General features: G+C 70.3%; 15 protein-coding genes. 9 read left to right on the forward strand and 6 right to left on the reverse strand.

Going from position 1 to position 15,742, the window contains the following annotated elements; translation table 11 throughout:
* The first annotated feature begins 95 nt into the window (after positions 1 to 95).
* Entirely contained in the window at positions 96 to 1,379 is a 1,284-nt protein-coding gene (locus tag H0X91_RS29090; RefSeq protein WP_058902219.1) for an MFS transporter, read from the forward strand.
* Positions 1,380 to 1,470: 91 nt separating this feature from the next.
* On the opposite strand, the gene H0X91_RS29095 is transcribed toward H0X91_RS29090, so the two are convergent.
* Positions 1,471 to 2,106: a LysE family translocator gene (locus H0X91_RS29095; RefSeq protein ID WP_006489505.1), complete on the reverse strand. Its 636-nt coding sequence runs from the start codon at positions 2,104 to 2,106 to the stop codon at positions 1,471 to 1,473.
* Positions 2,107 to 2,181: 75 nt separating this feature from the next.
* On the reverse strand, positions 2,182 to 3,258 hold the full coding sequence (locus H0X91_RS29100; protein ID WP_256097636.1) for an NAD(P)-dependent oxidoreductase: 1,077 nt from the start codon (positions 3,256 to 3,258) through the stop codon (positions 2,182 to 2,184).
* On the opposite strand from H0X91_RS29100, the gene H0X91_RS29105 reads away from it, so the two are divergent.
* Positions 3,148 to 3,918 carry a Mut7-C RNAse domain-containing protein gene (locus tag H0X91_RS29105; protein ID WP_062884169.1) on the forward strand — a complete coding sequence of 257 codons (771 nt, stop codon included), beginning with the start codon at positions 3,148 to 3,150 and terminating at the stop codon, positions 3,916 to 3,918. The genes H0X91_RS29100 and H0X91_RS29105 overlap by 111 nt on opposite strands.
* An 80-nt stretch (positions 3,919 to 3,998) precedes the next feature.
* Here the strand turns inward: H0X91_RS29105 and H0X91_RS29110 are convergent, their stop codons facing one another.
* Complete coding sequence (locus tag H0X91_RS29110; protein WP_006494172.1) at positions 3,999 to 4,232, reverse strand: hypothetical protein; 234 nt, start codon at positions 4,230 to 4,232, stop codon at positions 3,999 to 4,001.
* A gap of 360 nt (positions 4,233 to 4,592) precedes the next feature.
* On the opposite strand from H0X91_RS29110, the gene H0X91_RS29115 reads away from it, so the two are divergent.
* From H0X91_RS29115 to H0X91_RS29130, 4 genes are read left to right on the forward strand one after another with little or no spacing between them, the layout of a single operon-like run.
* A complete protein-coding gene (locus tag H0X91_RS29115; RefSeq protein ID WP_062911058.1) occupies positions 4,593 to 5,798 on the forward strand; it encodes an efflux RND transporter periplasmic adaptor subunit in 1,206 nt (401 codons plus the stop codon).
* Positions 5,799 to 5,803: 5 nt separating this feature from the next.
* Positions 5,804 to 6,502, forward strand: a complete 699-nt coding sequence (locus H0X91_RS29120; protein ID WP_006484506.1) for an ABC transporter ATP-binding protein — start codon at positions 5,804 to 5,806, stop codon at positions 6,500 to 6,502.
* Between the two features lie 21 nt (positions 6,503 to 6,523).
* Complete coding sequence (locus tag H0X91_RS29125; protein WP_058902217.1) at positions 6,524 to 7,678, forward strand: ABC transporter permease; 1,155 nt, start codon at positions 6,524 to 6,526, stop codon at positions 7,676 to 7,678.
* Positions 7,679 to 7,686: 8 nt separating this feature from the next.
* Positions 7,687 to 8,853, forward strand: coding sequence for an ABC transporter permease (locus H0X91_RS29130; RefSeq protein WP_006484505.1), 1,167 nt, complete (start codon positions 7,687 to 7,689; stop codon positions 8,851 to 8,853).
* Positions 8,854 to 8,866: 13 nt separating this feature from the next.
* On the opposite strand, the gene H0X91_RS29135 is transcribed toward H0X91_RS29130, so the two are convergent.
* The 3 genes from H0X91_RS29135 to H0X91_RS29145 form a co-directional block, all read right to left on the reverse strand.
* Positions 8,867 to 10,204, reverse strand: a complete 1,338-nt coding sequence (locus tag H0X91_RS29135) for a carotenoid oxygenase family protein (protein ID WP_069353190.1) — start codon at positions 10,202 to 10,204, stop codon at positions 8,867 to 8,869.
* A 15-nt stretch (positions 10,205 to 10,219) separates the two neighbouring features.
* Positions 10,220 to 10,852, reverse strand: coding sequence for a DUF2239 family protein (locus H0X91_RS29140; protein ID WP_006497438.1), 633 nt, complete (start codon positions 10,850 to 10,852; stop codon positions 10,220 to 10,222).
* A 125-nt stretch (positions 10,853 to 10,977) separates the two neighbouring features.
* Positions 10,978 to 11,709 carry a glutathione S-transferase family protein gene (locus tag H0X91_RS29145; RefSeq protein WP_077055693.1) on the reverse strand — a complete coding sequence of 244 codons (732 nt, stop codon included), beginning with the start codon at positions 11,707 to 11,709 and terminating at the stop codon, positions 10,978 to 10,980.
* Positions 11,710 to 11,749: 40 nt separating this feature from the next.
* Between H0X91_RS29145 and H0X91_RS29150 the strand changes: the two genes are divergently transcribed.
* The 3 genes from H0X91_RS29150 (at position 11,750) to H0X91_RS29160 (ending at position 15,739) form a co-directional block, all read left to right on the forward strand.
* Positions 11,750 to 12,724, forward strand: a complete 975-nt coding sequence (locus H0X91_RS29150) for a LysR family transcriptional regulator (RefSeq protein ID WP_048986450.1) — start codon at positions 11,750 to 11,752, stop codon at positions 12,722 to 12,724.
* A gap of 214 nt (positions 12,725 to 12,938) precedes the next feature.
* A complete protein-coding gene (locus H0X91_RS29155; protein WP_006497441.1) occupies positions 12,939 to 14,279 on the forward strand; it encodes an MFS transporter in 1,341 nt (446 codons plus the stop codon).
* Between the two features lie 62 nt (positions 14,280 to 14,341).
* Entirely contained in the window at positions 14,342 to 15,739 is a 1,398-nt protein-coding gene (locus tag H0X91_RS29160; RefSeq protein ID WP_196433571.1) for an enolase C-terminal domain-like protein, read from the forward strand.
* Positions 15,740 to 15,742: the final 3 nt, after the last annotated feature.

Here is a 15,742-nt window from a genome sequence, read left to right on the forward strand (position 1 = left end):
CAAACTCGCATAATCATGTTAGACATATTTCAATTGTCGCATAAACATCGGGCCCCTACGATGGGAGTTCCTTCGATCTCCCTCCCAGGCTTCCGATGAACTGCCCTGCCCACCGTTGCTCCGCCCCGGTTTCCCCGTCCGTCGCCGCGCCGCCCGTGCTGAGCACCGGCATGACGCTGTTCTTCGCCGCGACGGTCGGCGTGATCGTGATGGACCTGTTCGCCGCGCAACCGCTGACCGGCCCGATCAGCGCGGACCTGCACCTGCCGCCCGGTCTCGCCGGCCTCGTCGCGATGCTGCCGCAACTCGGCTACGCGGCCGGACTCGCGTTGCTCGTGCCGCTGGTCGACCTGCTCGAGAACCGCCGGCTGATCGTCGCGACGCTCGCCGTCTGCGCGGCGGCGCTCGCGCTGCCCGCGTTCACGCAGTCGGGCACCGTGTTCCTGCTCGCGACGCTCGTGGCCGGCGCCGCGTCGAGCGTGATCCAGATGCTGGTGCCGATGGCCGCGTCGATGGCGCCCGAAGCGCAGCGCGGCCGCGCGGTCGGCAACGTGATGAGCGGGCTGATGCTCGGGATCCTGCTGTCGCGGCCGCTCGCGAGCCTGATCGCCGGGTCGGCCGGCTGGCGCGCGTTTTATCTGCTGGCCGCGCTCGCGAACGCGGCGATCGCCGTCGTGCTCGCGCTGCGCCTGCCGGCGCGCACGCCGTCGATCACGGCCGGCTACCGCGCGTTGCTCGCGTCGATGGGGCGCCTGCTCGCCGACGAGCCGGTGCTGCGCCGGCATGCGCTGTCGGCCGCGCTCGCGATGGCCGCGTTCAGCGCGTTCTGGACCGCCGTCGGGCTGCGGCTCGCGCAGCCGCCGTTCGCGCTCGACCTGCACGGCATTGCGCTGTTCGCGTTCGCCGGCGCGAGCGGCGCGATCGTCACGCCGCTCGCCGGCCGCGCGGGCGACCGCGGCCACGGCCCGGCCGCGCAGCGGCTCGCGCACGGCACGATGCTCGCGGCGCTCGTCGTGCTCGGCGTCGCCGGCGCCGGCTGGTTCGGCTTCGATGCGCATGCGCATCGCGGCGTCGCGCTCGCGCTGCTGGCCGGCGGCGCGGCGCTGCTCGATGCGGGTGTCATCGTTGACCAGACGATCGGCCGCCGCGAGATCAACCTGCTGAACCCGGCCGCGCGCGGACGCCTGAACGGGCTATTCGTCGGGCTGTTCTTCTGCGGCGGCGCGCTGGGTGCGGCGCTCGCGGGCAGTGCATGGGCATGGGGCGGCTGGAGCGCGGTATGCGGTGTCGGGTTCGCGTTCGCGGGCGCGACGGCCGTGTTCGGGCTGGTGGCTGGACGCGGGGCCGGCGCGGCGGCGCTGGATCGGCCGCGTGCGTGAGCAGGCAACGCGGTGAAGCGGCTTCCAAAAGCCGAACGCCCCGCCCTCTTGCAAGGGACGGGGCGTTCGGTACGCCGGAGCCGGCCGGGAATCAGTGACGGACCAGCGCCATCATCGCGCCGAAGCCGACGAACAGCCCGCCCGTCAGCCGGTTGAACACCTTCGCGACGCTCTGGCTCTTCAACGTGGCGCCGATGCGCGTGCCGAACGACGCGTAGACGAGATACCAGCTCACCTCGATCACCGCGAACGTGACGACGAGGATGCCGAACTGCGGCAGCGTCGGCTCGGCCGCGTTGATGAACTGCGGCAGCAGCGCGGCCGCGAACAGGATCGCCTTCGGGTTGCTGCCCGCGACCAGGAAGCCATTGCGGAACAGCACCGCGCGCGACGCCGACGCCCCGTGCGACACGGCATCGACGTCGGCCGCCGGCGTGTCGTCCACGCGGGCGCGCCATGCCTTCACGCCGAGATAGATCAGGTAGGCCGCGCCCGCGAAGCGCAACCCATTGAACATCGCCGGCCATGCCTCGAGCACCGCGCCGAGGCCCGCCGCGGATACCGCGAGCATCAGCACAAGCGCGCTCAGGCAGCCGGCCATCGTCGCGGACGAGCGCCGCAGCCCGTGCCGCGCGCCGTGCGTCATCACGAGCAGCATGTTCGGGCCCGGAATCGCCGACACGACGAACACCGTCGCCACGAAAAGCCACCACGTATGCAAGTTCATGACTGCCTCTGCCTGAAAGAATGGAGGAAAACCGAACGGTCGATTATGCCGTGCGCACCGCGTTCCTGTCGCGGGTCAGCGGCCGGCGCGGCGCAGCGCGGCCTCGCCGAGCACCGCGAAATCCTGGTCGCCGCCGCCGTGCGCGAGCGCGTCGAGCAGGCTGTCGCGCACGACGCTCGCCACCGGCAGCGGCACCGACGTCGCGTCGCCCGCCTCCAGCGCGAGCCGGACGTCCTTCAGCCCGAGCCGCGCCTTGAAGCGCGCGGGCTCGTAGCGCCGCTCGGCGATCATCGCCCCGTAGCCTTCGTAGACAGGCCCCGGAAACACGCTGCTGGTGATCACGTCGAGGAAATCGCGCATCGCGACGCCGTGCGCGCCGAGCAGCGCCGACGCCTCGCCGAGCGTCTCGATCGCCGACGCGAGCGTGAAGTTCGCGGCGATCTTCGCGACGTTCGCGTGCTGCGGCAGCGAGCCGAAGCGCCAGGTCTTCTGGCCGATCGCGTCGAACAGCGGCTGCACGCGGTCGATCGCCTCGGCCGGGCCGCCGGCCATGATGGTCAGGCGCGCGGCGGCCGCGACGTCGGGCCGGCCCATCACCGGCGCGGCGACATAGTCGATGCCGCGCGACGCATGCGCGTGCGCGAGCGATTCGGCGAGCGCGACCGACACGGTCGCCATGTTCACGTGGATCAGCCCGCGCGGCGCCTGGGCCAGCAGCGCATCGTCGAACACCGCGCGCGCGGCCGCATCGTCGCCGAGCATCGAGAACACGGCGTCGCCGCGAAACGCGTCGGCCGGCGTGTCGACGATCTGCGCGCCGAATGCCGCGAGCGGCTCGGCCCGCTCGCGCGACCGGTTCCAGACCCGCACCGTGTGACCCGCCTTCAGCAGGTTCGTCGCGATCGCCTGCCCCATTTCGCCCAGCCCGATAAACCCGAGATCCATGTCCTGCTCCTTCGCTCCGTGAAGCCGCGAGTTAAACACAGATGCCGGCGGTCTGCAGCGCCTGCCGCCGGCCGGGCGCGGTGCGATACTGCACGGATGGCGACCGCGACCTTCCGCTTTCACGGCGAACTGAACGCCTTTCTCGCGCGCCCGCAGCGCGACCGGGCGTTCGCGCACGCATGCGCCCGCGACGCGACGGTCAAGCATGCGATCGAGGCGCTCGGCGTCCCGCACACCGAAATCGGCCGGCTGTACGTGAACGACGCGCCGGCCGCACTCGACCGGCCGCTCGACGACGGCGACCGTGTCGAAGTCCTGCCCGAACGCGCCGGGCCGGCGGCCCACGGTGCAACGGGGCCGCCACCGGCGGCATGGCGCTTCGTCGCCGACGCGCATCTCGGCGGCCTCGCGCAACTGCTGCGCCTCGCCGGGTTCGACACCTGCTACGACAACCACTACCGCGACGACGAACTCGCGGCGCTCGCCGAGCGGGAGAACCGGATCGTGCTGACGCGCGACCGCGAGCTGCTCAAGCGGCGTGCGGTCGTGCGCGGCTGCTACCTGCATGCGCAGCGGCCGGCCGACCAGTTGCACGAGCTGTTCGAGCGGCTCGATCTCGCGCCGCACATGCGACCGTTCCGGCTGTGCCTGCGCTGCAACGCGCCGCTGCATCCGCTCGATGCAGCCGCCGCCGCACCGCGCGTGCCGGCCGGCGTCCGGCTGCGGCACCGGCGCTTCGCCGCGTGCGACGTGTGCCGGCGCGTGTTCTGGGAAGGCTCGCACTGGCGGCGCATGCGCGCGGTGGTCGACGCGATGCGCGCGCTGCCGCCCGTCCGGGCCGACGAACCGGGTGAATCCGGTGCCTGAAAAAACAAAACCCCGCATGCCGAAGCATGCGGGGCTGGCCGACCGATGGCCGGCAACGCCGGCCGTGGCGGCAGAACCGCTTAGTTCTGCGTGCCTGCGTCGTTCGTGCCGGCGGCCGATGCGGCTGCAGCCTTCGCCTGGCCCTTCTTCGAACCGTGGTGCTTCAGCTGGTGCTTCGGCTTGCTGTGATCCTTCTTGGCCGGTGCCGGAGCGGCGGCCGACGTGTCGGCTGCCGGCGCGGACGCCTGTGCGAATGCCGAAACCGATGCGAGAGCGAATGCTGCGGCGATGATCGAAGCGAGCGTCTTCTTCATTGTTCTTCCTTTAGCGGAGAAAAAATCAAACGTACCGGTAATTAAAGATGCGAGGCATTCGCATCGGAGCCCCAGGCCGCATGGCACGGCTTGCGCCGTGCCGTCGCGACAAAACCTGACGCACTGGTTCCATAACGCACCGCCTTCGCGGCAAGTTGACACGTTGCTTGCGTCCTCGGGTTTCCCCGGGGGCGCGCTCGTCGGCCGGCGCCGGCCGGCCCGACAGGCCGCCGCCGCACGGCGCCGCAAACCGGCTCGCGCGGCGCCGGAGCGACGCTTATACTGGCGTCCATCCGTCCCTTTCCCCAGAAACCGGATCGCGGCCGGTCACACGACCCCCGCCGTCTCGAGGCGCTCAAATTGCCCGACCACAATCTGGACAAACTGAAAATCGACCGGCGTCCGATCGCCCCGGTGCCGCGCCGGCGCCGCTGGGCGCGCTATGCGGTCGCCGCCGCGCTGATCGTCGTCGCGATCGTCGCCGGCCTCGCCCTCACCGGCCGGCCGACCGTCGACACCACCTCCGTCACGTCCGCCTACCCGTACCAGAACGACACGCAACTCAATGCGACCGGTTACGTCGTGCCGCAGCGCAAGGCCGCGGTCGCGTCGAAGGGCCAGGGCCGCGTCGAATGGCTCGGCGTGCTCGAAGGCACGCGCGTGAAGAAGGACGAGATCATCGCGCGGCTCGAAAGCAACGACGTGCAAGCGTCGCTTGCGCAGGCGCGCGCGCAGGTGCAGGTGTCCCGCGCGAACTTCGGCGTCGCGCAGGCCGAACTGAAGGACGCCGAGATCGCATTGCGCCGCACGTCCGCGCTCGCGCCGAAGGGCGCGGTGCCGGCCGCGCAGCTCGACATCGACACGGCCCGCGTGAACAAGGCGCGCGCGACGCTCGCCAGCGACCAGGCCGCGATCGTGTCGGCCGAAGCGAACGCGCAGGCCGCGCAGGTCGCGGTCGACCAGACGGTGATCCGCGCGCCGTTCGACGGCATCGTGCTCGCGAAGCATGCGAACGTCGGCGACAACATCACGCCGTTCTCGTCCGCGTCGGACAGCAAGGGCGCGGTCGTGACGATCGCCGACATGGACACGCTCGAGGTCGAGGCCGACGTCGCCGAATCGAACATCGCGAAAATCCGCGCCGAGCAGCCGTGCGAGATCCAGCTCGACGCGCTGCCGGACATGCGCTTCGCGGGCCGCGTGTCGCGCATCGTGCCGACCGTCGACCGCTCGAAGGCCACCGTGCTCGTGAAGGTGCGCTTCGTCGACCGCGACGAGCGCGTGCTGCCCGACATGAGCGCGAAGATCGCATTCCTGTCGAAACCCGCGACGCCGCAGGACCGGCAGCCGGTGACGGCCGTGCAGGCGAGCGCGGTGGTCGAGCGCGACGGCCGGCCGGTCGTGTTCGTCGTGAAGGACGACAGCGCGCACGCGGTGGCCGTGACGCGCGGCATGCGGATCGGCGAGCTGGTCGCGGTGCGCGGCGTGAAACCGGGCGACACGGTCGTGCTCGCGCCGGACGCGAAGCTGAAGGACGGCGCGAAAGTGACCGTCGCGAAGAAGTAGCGCGCGTGAACGACGCCCCGCCGCCCCTCGTCGAGCTCAGCCACGTCGCGAAGTCGTACCGGCGCGGCAACCAGATCGTGCCGGTGCTGACCGACATCACGCTCGACATCGGCGAAGGCGATTTCGTCGCGCTGATGGGGCCGTCGGGTTCCGGCAAGAGCACGCTGCTGAACCTCGTGGCCGGCATCGACCGGCCGGACAGCGGCGAGCTGCGCGTCGGCGGCCTCGACATCTCGCAACTCGCCGAGGCGCAACTGGCCGAATGGCGCGCGGCGAACGTCGGCTTCATCTTTCAGTTCTACAACCTGATGCCCGTGCTCACCGCGTTCGAGAACGTCGAGCTGCCGCTGATGCTCACACACCTGTCGCGCCGCGAGCGGCGCGAACGCGTCGAGCTGGTGCTCGACATGGTGAATCTCGGCGATCGCACGAGCCATTACCCGTCCGAGCTGTCGGGCGGCCAGCAGCAGCGCGTCGCGATCGCGCGCGCGCTGATCACGGATCCGGTGCTGATCGTCGCCGACGAGCCGACCGGCGACCTCGACCGCGCGTCGGCCACCGACGTGCTCGCGATGCTGCAGCGGATGAACGCCGAACTCGGCAAGACGATCATCATGGTGACGCACGACGCGCATGCGGCCGGCGCCGCGCGCTCGCTCGTCCATCTGGAAAAAGGGGAGCTGATCGATGGGCACGCCGGCTGACCGGCGGCGGGAGCGCGCGCGATGTATGTGCTGAAGCTGATCGCGCGCAACGCGTTGCGGCACCGGCTGCGCACGCTCTTGACCGTGCTCGGGCTCACGATCGCAGTGCTCGCGTTCGGGCTGCTGCACACCGTCGTCGACGCGTGGTACGCGGGCGCGGCGGCCGCGTCCAGCGGGCGGCTCGTCACGCGCAACGCGATCTCGCTGGTGTTTCCGCTGCCGGTCAGCTACGAGAACCGCATCCGCGGCGTCGACGGCGTGACGGCCGTGGTCCGCTCGAACTGGTTCGGCGGCATCTATCGCGACCCGAAGAACTTCTTCGCGAGCTTCGCGGTGTCGGAGAACTATCTCGACCTGTACCCGGAATTCATCCTGCCGGCGCAACAGCGCGCCGACTACAACCGCGACCGCCGCGGCTGCCTCGTCGGCCGCCAGCTCGCGACGCAGTTCGGCTTCAAGGTCGGCGACGTGATTCCGCTGAAGGGCACGATCTATCCGGGCACGTGGGATTTCGTCGTGCGCGGCATTCTCGACGGCCGCGACGATTCGACGATCACGCGCCAGCTGGTGTTCCACTGGGATTACCTGAACGAGACGGTGCGCAAGCGCACGCCGAGGCAGGCCGACCAGGTCGGCGTGTTCGTGCTCGGCGTCGCGAACCCCGACGACGGCGCGTCGATCGCGCGCAACGTCGACGCGGTGTTCAAGAACTCGCTCGCCGAAACGTTGACCGAGACCGAGCAGGCGTTCCAGCTCGGCTTCGTCGCGATGTCGAACCAGATCATCGCGGCGATCCGCCTGGTGTCGTACGTGGTGATTCTGATCATCATGGCCGTGATGGCCAACGCGATGGCGATGAGCGCCCGCGAGCGCACGGCCGAATACGCGACGCTGAAGGCGCTCGGCTTCGGCCCCGGGTTCCTCGCGTTGATCGTGTTCGGCGAATCGGTCGTGATCGCGGTGGCCGGCGGCGGGCTCGGCATCCTCGCGACGCCGCCCGCCGCGAGCCTGTTCAAGCAGGCGGCCGGCGGCATCTTCCCGGTGTTCAAGGTGTCGACCGAGACGATCGCGCTGCAGGCCGCGTGCTCGGTCGCGGTCGGCCTCGCGGCCGCGCTCGTGCCGGCGTGGCAGGCCGCGCGCGTGCGCGTCGTCGAAGGCCTGCGGGCGATCGGCTAGAGGCGCGCATGGCGATCCCGCTCACCTACATCGCGCGCAACCTGTGGACCCGGCGCCTCACCACCGCGCTCACCGCGGGCGGGATGGCGCTCGTGATCTTCGTGTTCGCGACGGTGCAGATGCTCGATGCGGGACTCACGAAAACGCTCGTGTCGACCGGCGAACCGGACAACGCGGTGGTGATCCGCAAGGGCGCCGAGACCGAGATCCAGAGTTCGATCGACCATCAGCAGGCCAACGCGCTCGAGATGCACCCGGCCGTCGCGCTCGGCCCCGACGGCCGGCCGCTCGTGTCGAAGGAAGCCGTTGTGCTGATCTCGCTCGTGAAGACGTCGACCGGCAAGCCGTCGAACGTCGTGATCCGCGGCGTATCGCCGGCCGGCCTCGCGCTGCGTCCGCACGTGAAGCTCGTGGCCGGCCGCCCGTTCGCGCCCGGCTCGTCGGAAATCGTCGTCGGCAGCGCGATCGCGAAAGGCTTCAGCGGCACGCAGCTCGGCGACCGCCTGCATTTCGCGCAGCGCGACTGGACCATCGTCGGCATCTTCGATGCGGGCGGCAGCGGCTTCGATTCGGAGATCTGGGGCGACGTCGACCAGCTGATGCAGTCGTTCCGGCGCACCAGCTATTCGTCGATGGTGCTGCGCATCCCGAGCGCGGACGGCTTCGCGCGCTTCAAGGCCGACATCGACGTCGACCCGCGGCTGACCGACGAGGCGAAGCGCGAGCAGACCTTCTACGGCGACCAGTCGAAGGCGCTGTCGACCTTCATCAACATCCTCGGCATCACGCTGTCGACGATCTTCTCGATCGCCGCGATGATCGGCGCGATGATCACGATGTATGCGTCGGTCGCGAACCGCGTGGCCGAGATCGGCACGCTGCGCGCGCTCGGCTTCAAGCGCACCAGCGTGCTCGCCGCGTTCCTGCTGGAGGCGCTGCTGCTCGGCTTCGTCGGCGGCGTCGCGGGGCTCGCGTGCGCGTCGCTGATGCAGTTCGCGTCGTTCTCGACGACCAACTTCCAGACCTTCTCGGATCTGTCGTTCCGCTTCGTGCTGACGCCCGCGATCGTCGTGAAGACGCTCGTGTTCTCGCTCGTGATGGGGCTCGTCGGCGGGTTCCTGCCGGCGATGCGCGCCGCGCGCTTGAAGATCGTCGACGCGCTGCGCGCGCAGTGACGCGCGCCGCCGCTCACGCTCGACGTTCGCGCGGCACCCACGCGCCGTGGAACCCGGCCGGCACGCGACGCGGCAGGTGCACGGTCGCGACCGGCCCCGCGTCGATCGCGCGCGCATCGAGGATCACGACGTCGCTCGTATCCGTCGCCGCGCGGTAGACCATCACCAGCAGCCAGCCGTCGTCCTCGTCGGCGCCGCCCGGGCGCGGCACGAACACCGGCTCGCCGTTCTGGTCGCCGGCCGGCACCGCGTAGTGCGTCGTCGTGCCGCGCGCGTGGTCGAAGCGCATCACGCCACGCATTTCCGCGTTGTTCGGCTGCTCGACCGCGTACAGATAGCGGTAGCGGCGCCCCGTGCGGCTTTCGTTGATGCGCGGCAGCTCGATGCCGCCGTCGGCGAGCGGCCCTTCGTCGATCAGCCCATTCGCGGTATCGATCACGTAGCGCCACAGCTCGCCGACCGGGTTGTCGGCGAAGCGGCCCGTGCGCGCATCGAGCCGCAGGAACGACGGATAGCGCACCGCGTCGAGCACGATGCACGATGCGTCGCAGTCGTACGCGTTCACGACGTGCTGGATGAAGCACGGCTCGACGCCGAACCAGCGCACGTCGCCGCCGTGGCGCGGCAGCACGCCGATGCGCGCGGGCCGGTCGTCGTGCCAGCGCAGCGGCATCCGGTGGCCCTGCTGCAGCAGCGAGAAGTCGTAGCCGACGTTCAGGTCGAGCAGCAGGCTGCGGGTTTCGGTGATCGCGAGGTCGTGCATCATCGACGGCGCGCCCAGTTCGATCTCGAGATTGACGCGCGGCACGCCCTGCGCATCCACGACGCCGTAGCGCAGCCACGGAGCGCGCCAGTCCGCGCGGAACAGGATCAGCTCGCCGGTTACCGGGTCGACCTTCGGATGCGCGGTCATCGCGCCGTCGATGCCCGCGTGCCGCGTCGGCGCGCCGAACGAATCGAGCGCGGCAGTGATCGCGAGCGGCGCGCCGCCCTCGGCCAGCGCGAGCAGTTCGCCCGCATGCTGCAGCACGTTCACGTTCGGATTGGTGTCGGGCAGCTGCGGCGCCTGCCCGGGCGCGTGGACGGCCGCCCAGCGCCGCGTGCGCGCCCAGCGGTTCCGGTAGCCGGCCGCGCGGCCGTCGTCGAACGCGATCGCATGCAGCATCGCGGCCTCCGGCCACCACGACAGCATGTCGTTGCCGTCGAAGCGGCCGCCCGGCGGGTTCGGACCGTTGCGCAGCAACGTGCCGTCGAGTTCGCGCGGAATGGCGCCCGTCACGCGCAGCTCGACGACGTCCACTTCGTCGGCGACCGGCGCGAGCGCGCCGCGGTTCAGGTCGAATACGGTCATCGCGTCGGCGCTCCGTCAGCAGTCTTCGGCGGCCGGCGGCAGATCGCCGCGCGCCAGCGCGAGCGCATGGTCGCGCACGTCGTCCGGCCAACCGGCGATCAGCTCGGCCAGTCGCGCCGCATCGTTCGCATACAGCGCCCGCGCGGCTTCCTCGAAACCGGGCAGGTCGCCCGCCATCGCCGACATGAAGTGATACGCGCGCGCCTGCGCGTCGCGCTGCCGGTCGGCCGCCGCGTGCGTGCGCCGCGCGTCCTCGACGAGCTTGCGCAGCGCGACCGACGCGCCGCCCGGCTGTGCGCCGAGCCATTCCCAATGACGCGGCAGCAGCGTGACCTCGCGCGACACCACACCGAGCTTCGGCCGGCCGCGGCCGCGCTGTTCGGCGGCGCCAGCGCCTGCCGGTTCGCCAGCGCCGCTGGACGCGTCGGCCGCCGGCGCCGCATAGCGCGCGCGGATGTCGTCCGCCGTGCCGCGCAGATCGAGGTCGATCGAGCGGCCCGTCGCGTCGTCGAAGATCAGGATCGTGCCGGGCATCGCGTCGCCGGCCGCCTGCCGGACGGCAAGCGCGACCGTCGCGAGCGGACCCGACGCGAGCCGCCGGTGGCCGTCGAAAGCCGTGTACGAAGGAAGGAGTGTGGAAGAGGTCATCGTGGTCGCCCGCAGGCTGGAATCGGAATGACGCTATTTTTATCCGGGTATTAATTGGATGTCAATATTATCCGGGTAAAAACATGGGGAGCCGATTCCGCCTTGGGGGCGACCGAAGTAGCCGATCACACCACCCGCGCCGACACCACGATGCCGCGCGCGCTGGCCAGCGCGTCGTCGAGCGACACATGTCCTTCGAACGCCGACGACGCCGGCGGCAGCAGGTCTTCCTCGATCGCGTGCGCGAACTGCACGCCGGCATCGTCGGCGAGCCGCGCGCGCAGTGCGGCGACGCGCGGGAACGCATCAGGCTCGAACACCGCGTGATAGTCGGCCCAGCGCGCGATCCCGGTGAAGTACGCATCGGCCAGCGTGCGCCGCGCGCCCAGCAGCCACGGGCCTTCGCCGCGCTCGAGCAGCGCTTCGAGCTGACGGTGCGCCTTCAGCACCTTGCCGCGACCGTACGCCTGCAGCGCCGCTTTCTCGGCGCCTTCGGTGTCGTGTTCGTATACGTACCAGAGCGCGCCGAACGCGTTGAAGAACGTCGTGTTCAGCCACGCCAGCATCCGGTTCAGCCGGTCGAACGCCGCGCTGCCCTGGCGAAACGCGAGGCCGCTGTCGAGCGCCTGCGCGCCGATATGGCCGAGGATCGCGATGCTTTCGGTCAGCACGTCGCCGTTCGCGGTGACGAACGCCGGCGTTTCGGCGACCGGGTTCAGCGCGAGGAACGCGTCGCTCGTCACGGCGCCCGGCATCGTGATGCGCGACAGCCGGTACGGGCGGCCGGTCCATTCGAGCGCGACGATCGAGCCGAACGAGCAGCCGGCGGGAATACCGTAGAGAAGGATCGGAGACATCGGGACATTCCGTGAAAGTTGAACGAGCCGTCATGCTCCCATGGCGAACGATGGCGCAGTAGCCGCTAAAATCGAAACCCTTCGTTTCTTCATGTGGACGCTGGAAGTGAATCTGAACGATCTCTACCTGTTCGTGCAGGCGGTGGATGCCGGCAGCATGTCGGCGGCCGCGCGCCGGCTCGACCTGCCGAAATCGACGGTCAGCAAGCGCGTGGCCGAGCTCGAGCGCACGCTCGGTGCGCGGCTCGTGCATCGCACGTCGCGCAGCTTCCGGCTCACGCCGGTCGGCGCCGAATTCTTCGAGCATGCGCGCGCGGCCGTGATCGAGGCCGACAGCGCGCGCGACGCGGTGCTGCGGCAGGCCGCCGAGCCGGCCGGCGTCGTGCGGATCACGAGTTCGGTGCCGGTCGCGCAGCACATCCTCGCGCCGTGCCTGCCGGCGCTGGCGATCGCGCACCCGAAGCTGCTGCTGCAGATTCATGCGAGCGACCGACTCGTCGACATCGCGCAGGAAGGCTTCGACATCGCGGTGCGCAGCCATTTCGCGCCGCTGCCCGATTCCGCGCTCGTGCAACGGCCGCTCGCGGCGTCCCCGATCGTCGTCGTGGCCGCGCCGGCCTATCTCGCGCGGGCCGGCACGCCCGACACGCCGGCCGATCTCGCGCAGCACGACGGGCTCCACCCGGGCCCGCAGCCGTGGCGGCTGCAGTGCGGCGGCAACGCCGTCGACGTGACGCCGCGCCTGCGGCTGCAGGCCGATGAATCGACGCTGCTGCTGCAGGCGGCGATGGCCGGCCTCGGCCTCGCGTGCCTGCCCGACTGGATCGCCGGCGCCGCGCTCGCGTCCGGTACGCTCGTGCGCGTGCTGCCCGGCTGGTGCGCCGGCACCGTCACGACGACGCTGCTGATGCCGCACCGGCGCGGCCAGCTGCCCGGCGTGCGCGCCGCCGTCGAGTTTCTCGCGCAGCACGTGGCGCGTCACCACGGCAGCGGCCCGGACGACGCGCGCGCGTGACCGCATGCGTCCATTCGATCGATTCAAATGCTGAATCGATCAAGTCAGCAATTGGCATGAAAGCGCAAATTTCGACATGACAGAATGGCCCGGACGCCCCGCCTGCCTCGGCGTCCGGTGCCCGGTCTCCCGCCGGCGGCATCGATACACACAACGCGCGCACCGACGCGCGTGCCGCACGACGGTACCTTCCGCCCTTCGGAGGAGACGAGTCATGAATCCGCTTCACGCGCTGCCGGCGTCCGCGTCGGCAACGGCCCGGCGCACCCGCGTGCGCTGGCTCGTGCTGGCCGTCCTGTTCGCGGTCACGACGATCAACTACGCGGATCGTGCGGCCATCGCGATCGCGGGCCCGGCGCTGGCCCGCTCGATGCACCTGACGCATGTGCAGATGGGTTTCATCTTCTCCGCGTTCGGCTGGTCGTACGTGGTCGCGCAACTGCCGGGCGGCTGGCTGCTCGACCGCTTCGGATCGCGCATCGTCTACGCATTCAGCATCTTCTTCTGGTCGCTGTTCACGCTGCTGCAGGGCGGGATCGGCTTCTTCGGCGGTGCAGCCGCGTTCGCGCTGCTGTTCGGGCTGCGCTTCCTGGTCGGCGCGGCCGAGGCGCCGTCGTTCCCGGCCAACAGCCGGATCGTGTCGACCTGGTTCCCCGCGCCCGAGCGCGGCACCGCGTCGGCGATCTTCAACGCCGCGCAGTACGCGGCGACCGTCGTGTTCGCGCCGCTGATGGGCTGGCTCGTGCACGCGTTCGGCTGGCAGTCGGTGTTCGCGGTGATGGGCGTGCTCGGCTTCGCGCTCGTGCTGGTGTGGAACCGCACGATGTACGACCCGAAGGATCATCCGGGCATCAATCGCGCGGAACTCGACTACCTGACCGAAGGCGGCGCGCTCGTGAACATCGACCAGGCGATCGGCGGACGCGACGGCGGCCCGTCGCTGCATCACGTGAAGGCGCTGCTGAGAAACCGGATGCTGGTCGGCGTGTACGTCGCGCAGTACTGCATCAACGCCCTCACCTACTTCTTCATCACGTGGTTCCCGGTCTATCTGGTGCAGGCGCGCGGGATGTCGATCCTCAACGCGGGGCTCGTCGCGTCGATCCCGGCCGTGTGCGGGTTCCTCGGCGGGATTCTGGGCGGCGTCGTGTCCGATGCGCTGCTCAGGCAGGGCCGGTCGCTGTCGGTCGCGCGCAAGGTGCCGATCGTGATCGGCATGCTGCTGTCGATGTCGATGATCGTCTGCAACTACACCGATTCGCACGTGCTCGTCGTGGTGTTCATGGCGCTGTCGTTCTTCGGCAAGGGGCTCGGCGCGCTCGGCTGGGCCGTCAACGCCGACACCGCGCCGCGCCAGATCGCCGGCCTGAGCGGCGCGCTGCTCAACACCTGCGGCAACCTTTCCAGCATCACGACGCCGATCGCGATCGGCTATATCGTCGACCGCAGCGGCTCGTTCAACGGCGCGCTCGTCTATGTCGTCGCGCACGCGCTCGTCGCCGTGATCTGCTACCTGTTCGTCGTCGGCGAGATCCGCCGCGTCGAGCTTCAATGAACGGCGCGGGCCGCGCCGGCGCGTCCGGCGGCCCGCACGCCACCGAAACCAGGAGCGAACCGATGTCCGAACCGAGCCGTGCCGGCACCCCGCGCGTCACGCGCATGCAGGTGATTCCCGTCGCCGGCCGCGACAGCATGCTGCTCAACCTGTGCGGCGCGCATGCGCCGTACTTTACGCGCAACCTCGTGATCCTCGACGACAGCAGCGGGCACACGGGCGTCGGTGAAGTACCGGGCGGCGAAGGCATCCGCCACGCGCTCGAACGCATGACGGATCTCGTCGTCGGCCAGTCGATCGGGCGCTACCAGGCGACGCTCAACGCGGTGCGCGCGGCGCTGTCCGGCGCAGGCGCCGGTGCCGGCCGCACGATCCGCCACGAAGTGACGTCGGCCGGCGAGGCGGCAGTGCTGCGCCAGCCGCACGAGATCAACCTGCGGCTCGACAACGTGATCACCGCGATCGAAGCCGCATTGCTCGACCTGCTCGGCCAGCACCTCGACGTGCCGGTCGCGGCACTGCTCGGCGAAGGTCAGCAGCGCGACGCGGTGCCGATGCTCGCGTATTTGTTCTACATCGGCGACCGGCGCCGCACCGATCTGCCGTATCGCGACGAGGCGCAGGCGCCGGACCCGTGGTTCCGGCTGCGCAACGAGGCGGCGCTCACGCCGGCCGCGATCGCGCGGCAGGCCGAAGCCGCGGTCGAGCGCTACGGTTTCGCCGATTTCAAGCTGAAGGGCGGCGTGATGGCCGGCGCCGACGAGATGGAAGCGATCGCGGCGATCAAGACGCGCTTTCCCGACGCGCGCACGACGCTCGACCCGAACGGCGCGTGGTCGCTCGACGAGGCCGTCGCGCTGTGCCGCGGGCAAGGCCACCTGCTCGCGTACGCGGAAGATCCGTGCGGGCCGGAAGGCGGCTATTCGGGCCGCGAGGTGATGGCCGAATTCCGCCGCGCGACGGGGATCCCGACCGCGACCAACATGATCGCGACCGACTGGCGACAGATGGATCACGCGGTGCGGCTGCAGGCGGTCGACATCCCGCTCGCCGATCCGCATTTCTGGACGATGCAGGGCTCGGTGCGGCTCGCGCAGCTGTGCCGCGACTTGGGACTCACGTGGGGTTCGCACTCGAACAACCACTTCGACGTGTCGCTCGCGATGTTCACGCATGCGGCGGCGGCCGCGCCCGGCACGATCACCGCGATCGATACGCACTGGATCTGGCAGGAAGGCGATGCGCGGCTCACGCGCGAACCGCTCGCGATCGTCGGCGGCAAGGTGGCCGTGCCCGAACGACCGGGGCTCGGCATCGAGCTGGACATCGCGCAGGTCGGGGCTGCGCATGCGCTGTACAACGCGGTGGGTGGTACGGCGCGCGATGATGCGGTCGCGATGCGGTATCTGGTGCCGGGGTGGACGTATGACCCGAAGCGGCCGAGTTTGGGGCGGGTCTAGGGC

Origin of the sequence: Burkholderia sp. 9777_1386 (genome assembly GCF_015712265.1) — a bacterium.
GTDB classification, from domain to species: Bacteria; Pseudomonadota; Gammaproteobacteria; order Burkholderiales; family Burkholderiaceae; genus Burkholderia; species Burkholderia cenocepacia.

Excerpts from the sequence above, each read along its gene's own strand:
- H0X91_RS29090 (WP_058902219.1), top strand. The coding sequence starts at position 96 with ATGAACTGCCCTGCCCACCGTTGCTCCGCCCCGGTTTCCCCGTCCGTC.
- H0X91_RS29095 (WP_006489505.1), bottom strand. The coding sequence starts at position 2,106 with ATGAACTTGCATACGTGGTGGCTTTTCGTGGCGACGGTGTTCGTCGTG.
- H0X91_RS29105 (WP_062884169.1), top strand. The coding sequence starts at position 3,148 with ATGGCGACCGCGACCTTCCGCTTTCACGGCGAACTGAACGCCTTTCTC.
- H0X91_RS29100 (WP_256097636.1), bottom strand. The coding sequence starts at position 3,258 with ATGCTTGACCGTCGCGTCGCGGGCGCATGCGTGCGCGAACGCCCGGTC.
- H0X91_RS29110 (WP_006494172.1), bottom strand. The coding sequence starts at position 4,232 with ATGAAGAAGACGCTCGCTTCGATCATCGCCGCAGCATTCGCTCTCGCA.
- H0X91_RS29125 (WP_058902217.1), top strand. The coding sequence starts at position 6,524 with ATGTATGTGCTGAAGCTGATCGCGCGCAACGCGTTGCGGCACCGGCTG.
- H0X91_RS29130 (WP_006484505.1), top strand. The coding sequence starts at position 7,687 with ATGGCGATCCCGCTCACCTACATCGCGCGCAACCTGTGGACCCGGCGC.
- H0X91_RS29135 (WP_069353190.1), bottom strand. The coding sequence starts at position 10,204 with ATGACCGTATTCGACCTGAACCGCGGCGCGCTCGCGCCGGTCGCCGAC.
- H0X91_RS29140 (WP_006497438.1), bottom strand. The coding sequence starts at position 10,852 with ATGACCTCTTCCACACTCCTTCCTTCGTACACGGCTTTCGACGGCCAC.
- H0X91_RS29145 (WP_077055693.1), bottom strand. The coding sequence starts at position 11,709 with ATGTCTCCGATCCTTCTCTACGGTATTCCCGCCGGCTGCTCGTTCGGC.
- H0X91_RS29150 (WP_048986450.1), top strand. The coding sequence starts at position 11,750 with ATGGCGAACGATGGCGCAGTAGCCGCTAAAATCGAAACCCTTCGTTTC.
- H0X91_RS29155 (WP_006497441.1), top strand. The coding sequence starts at position 12,939 with ATGAATCCGCTTCACGCGCTGCCGGCGTCCGCGTCGGCAACGGCCCGG.
- H0X91_RS29160 (WP_196433571.1), top strand. The coding sequence starts at position 14,342 with ATGTCCGAACCGAGCCGTGCCGGCACCCCGCGCGTCACGCGCATGCAG.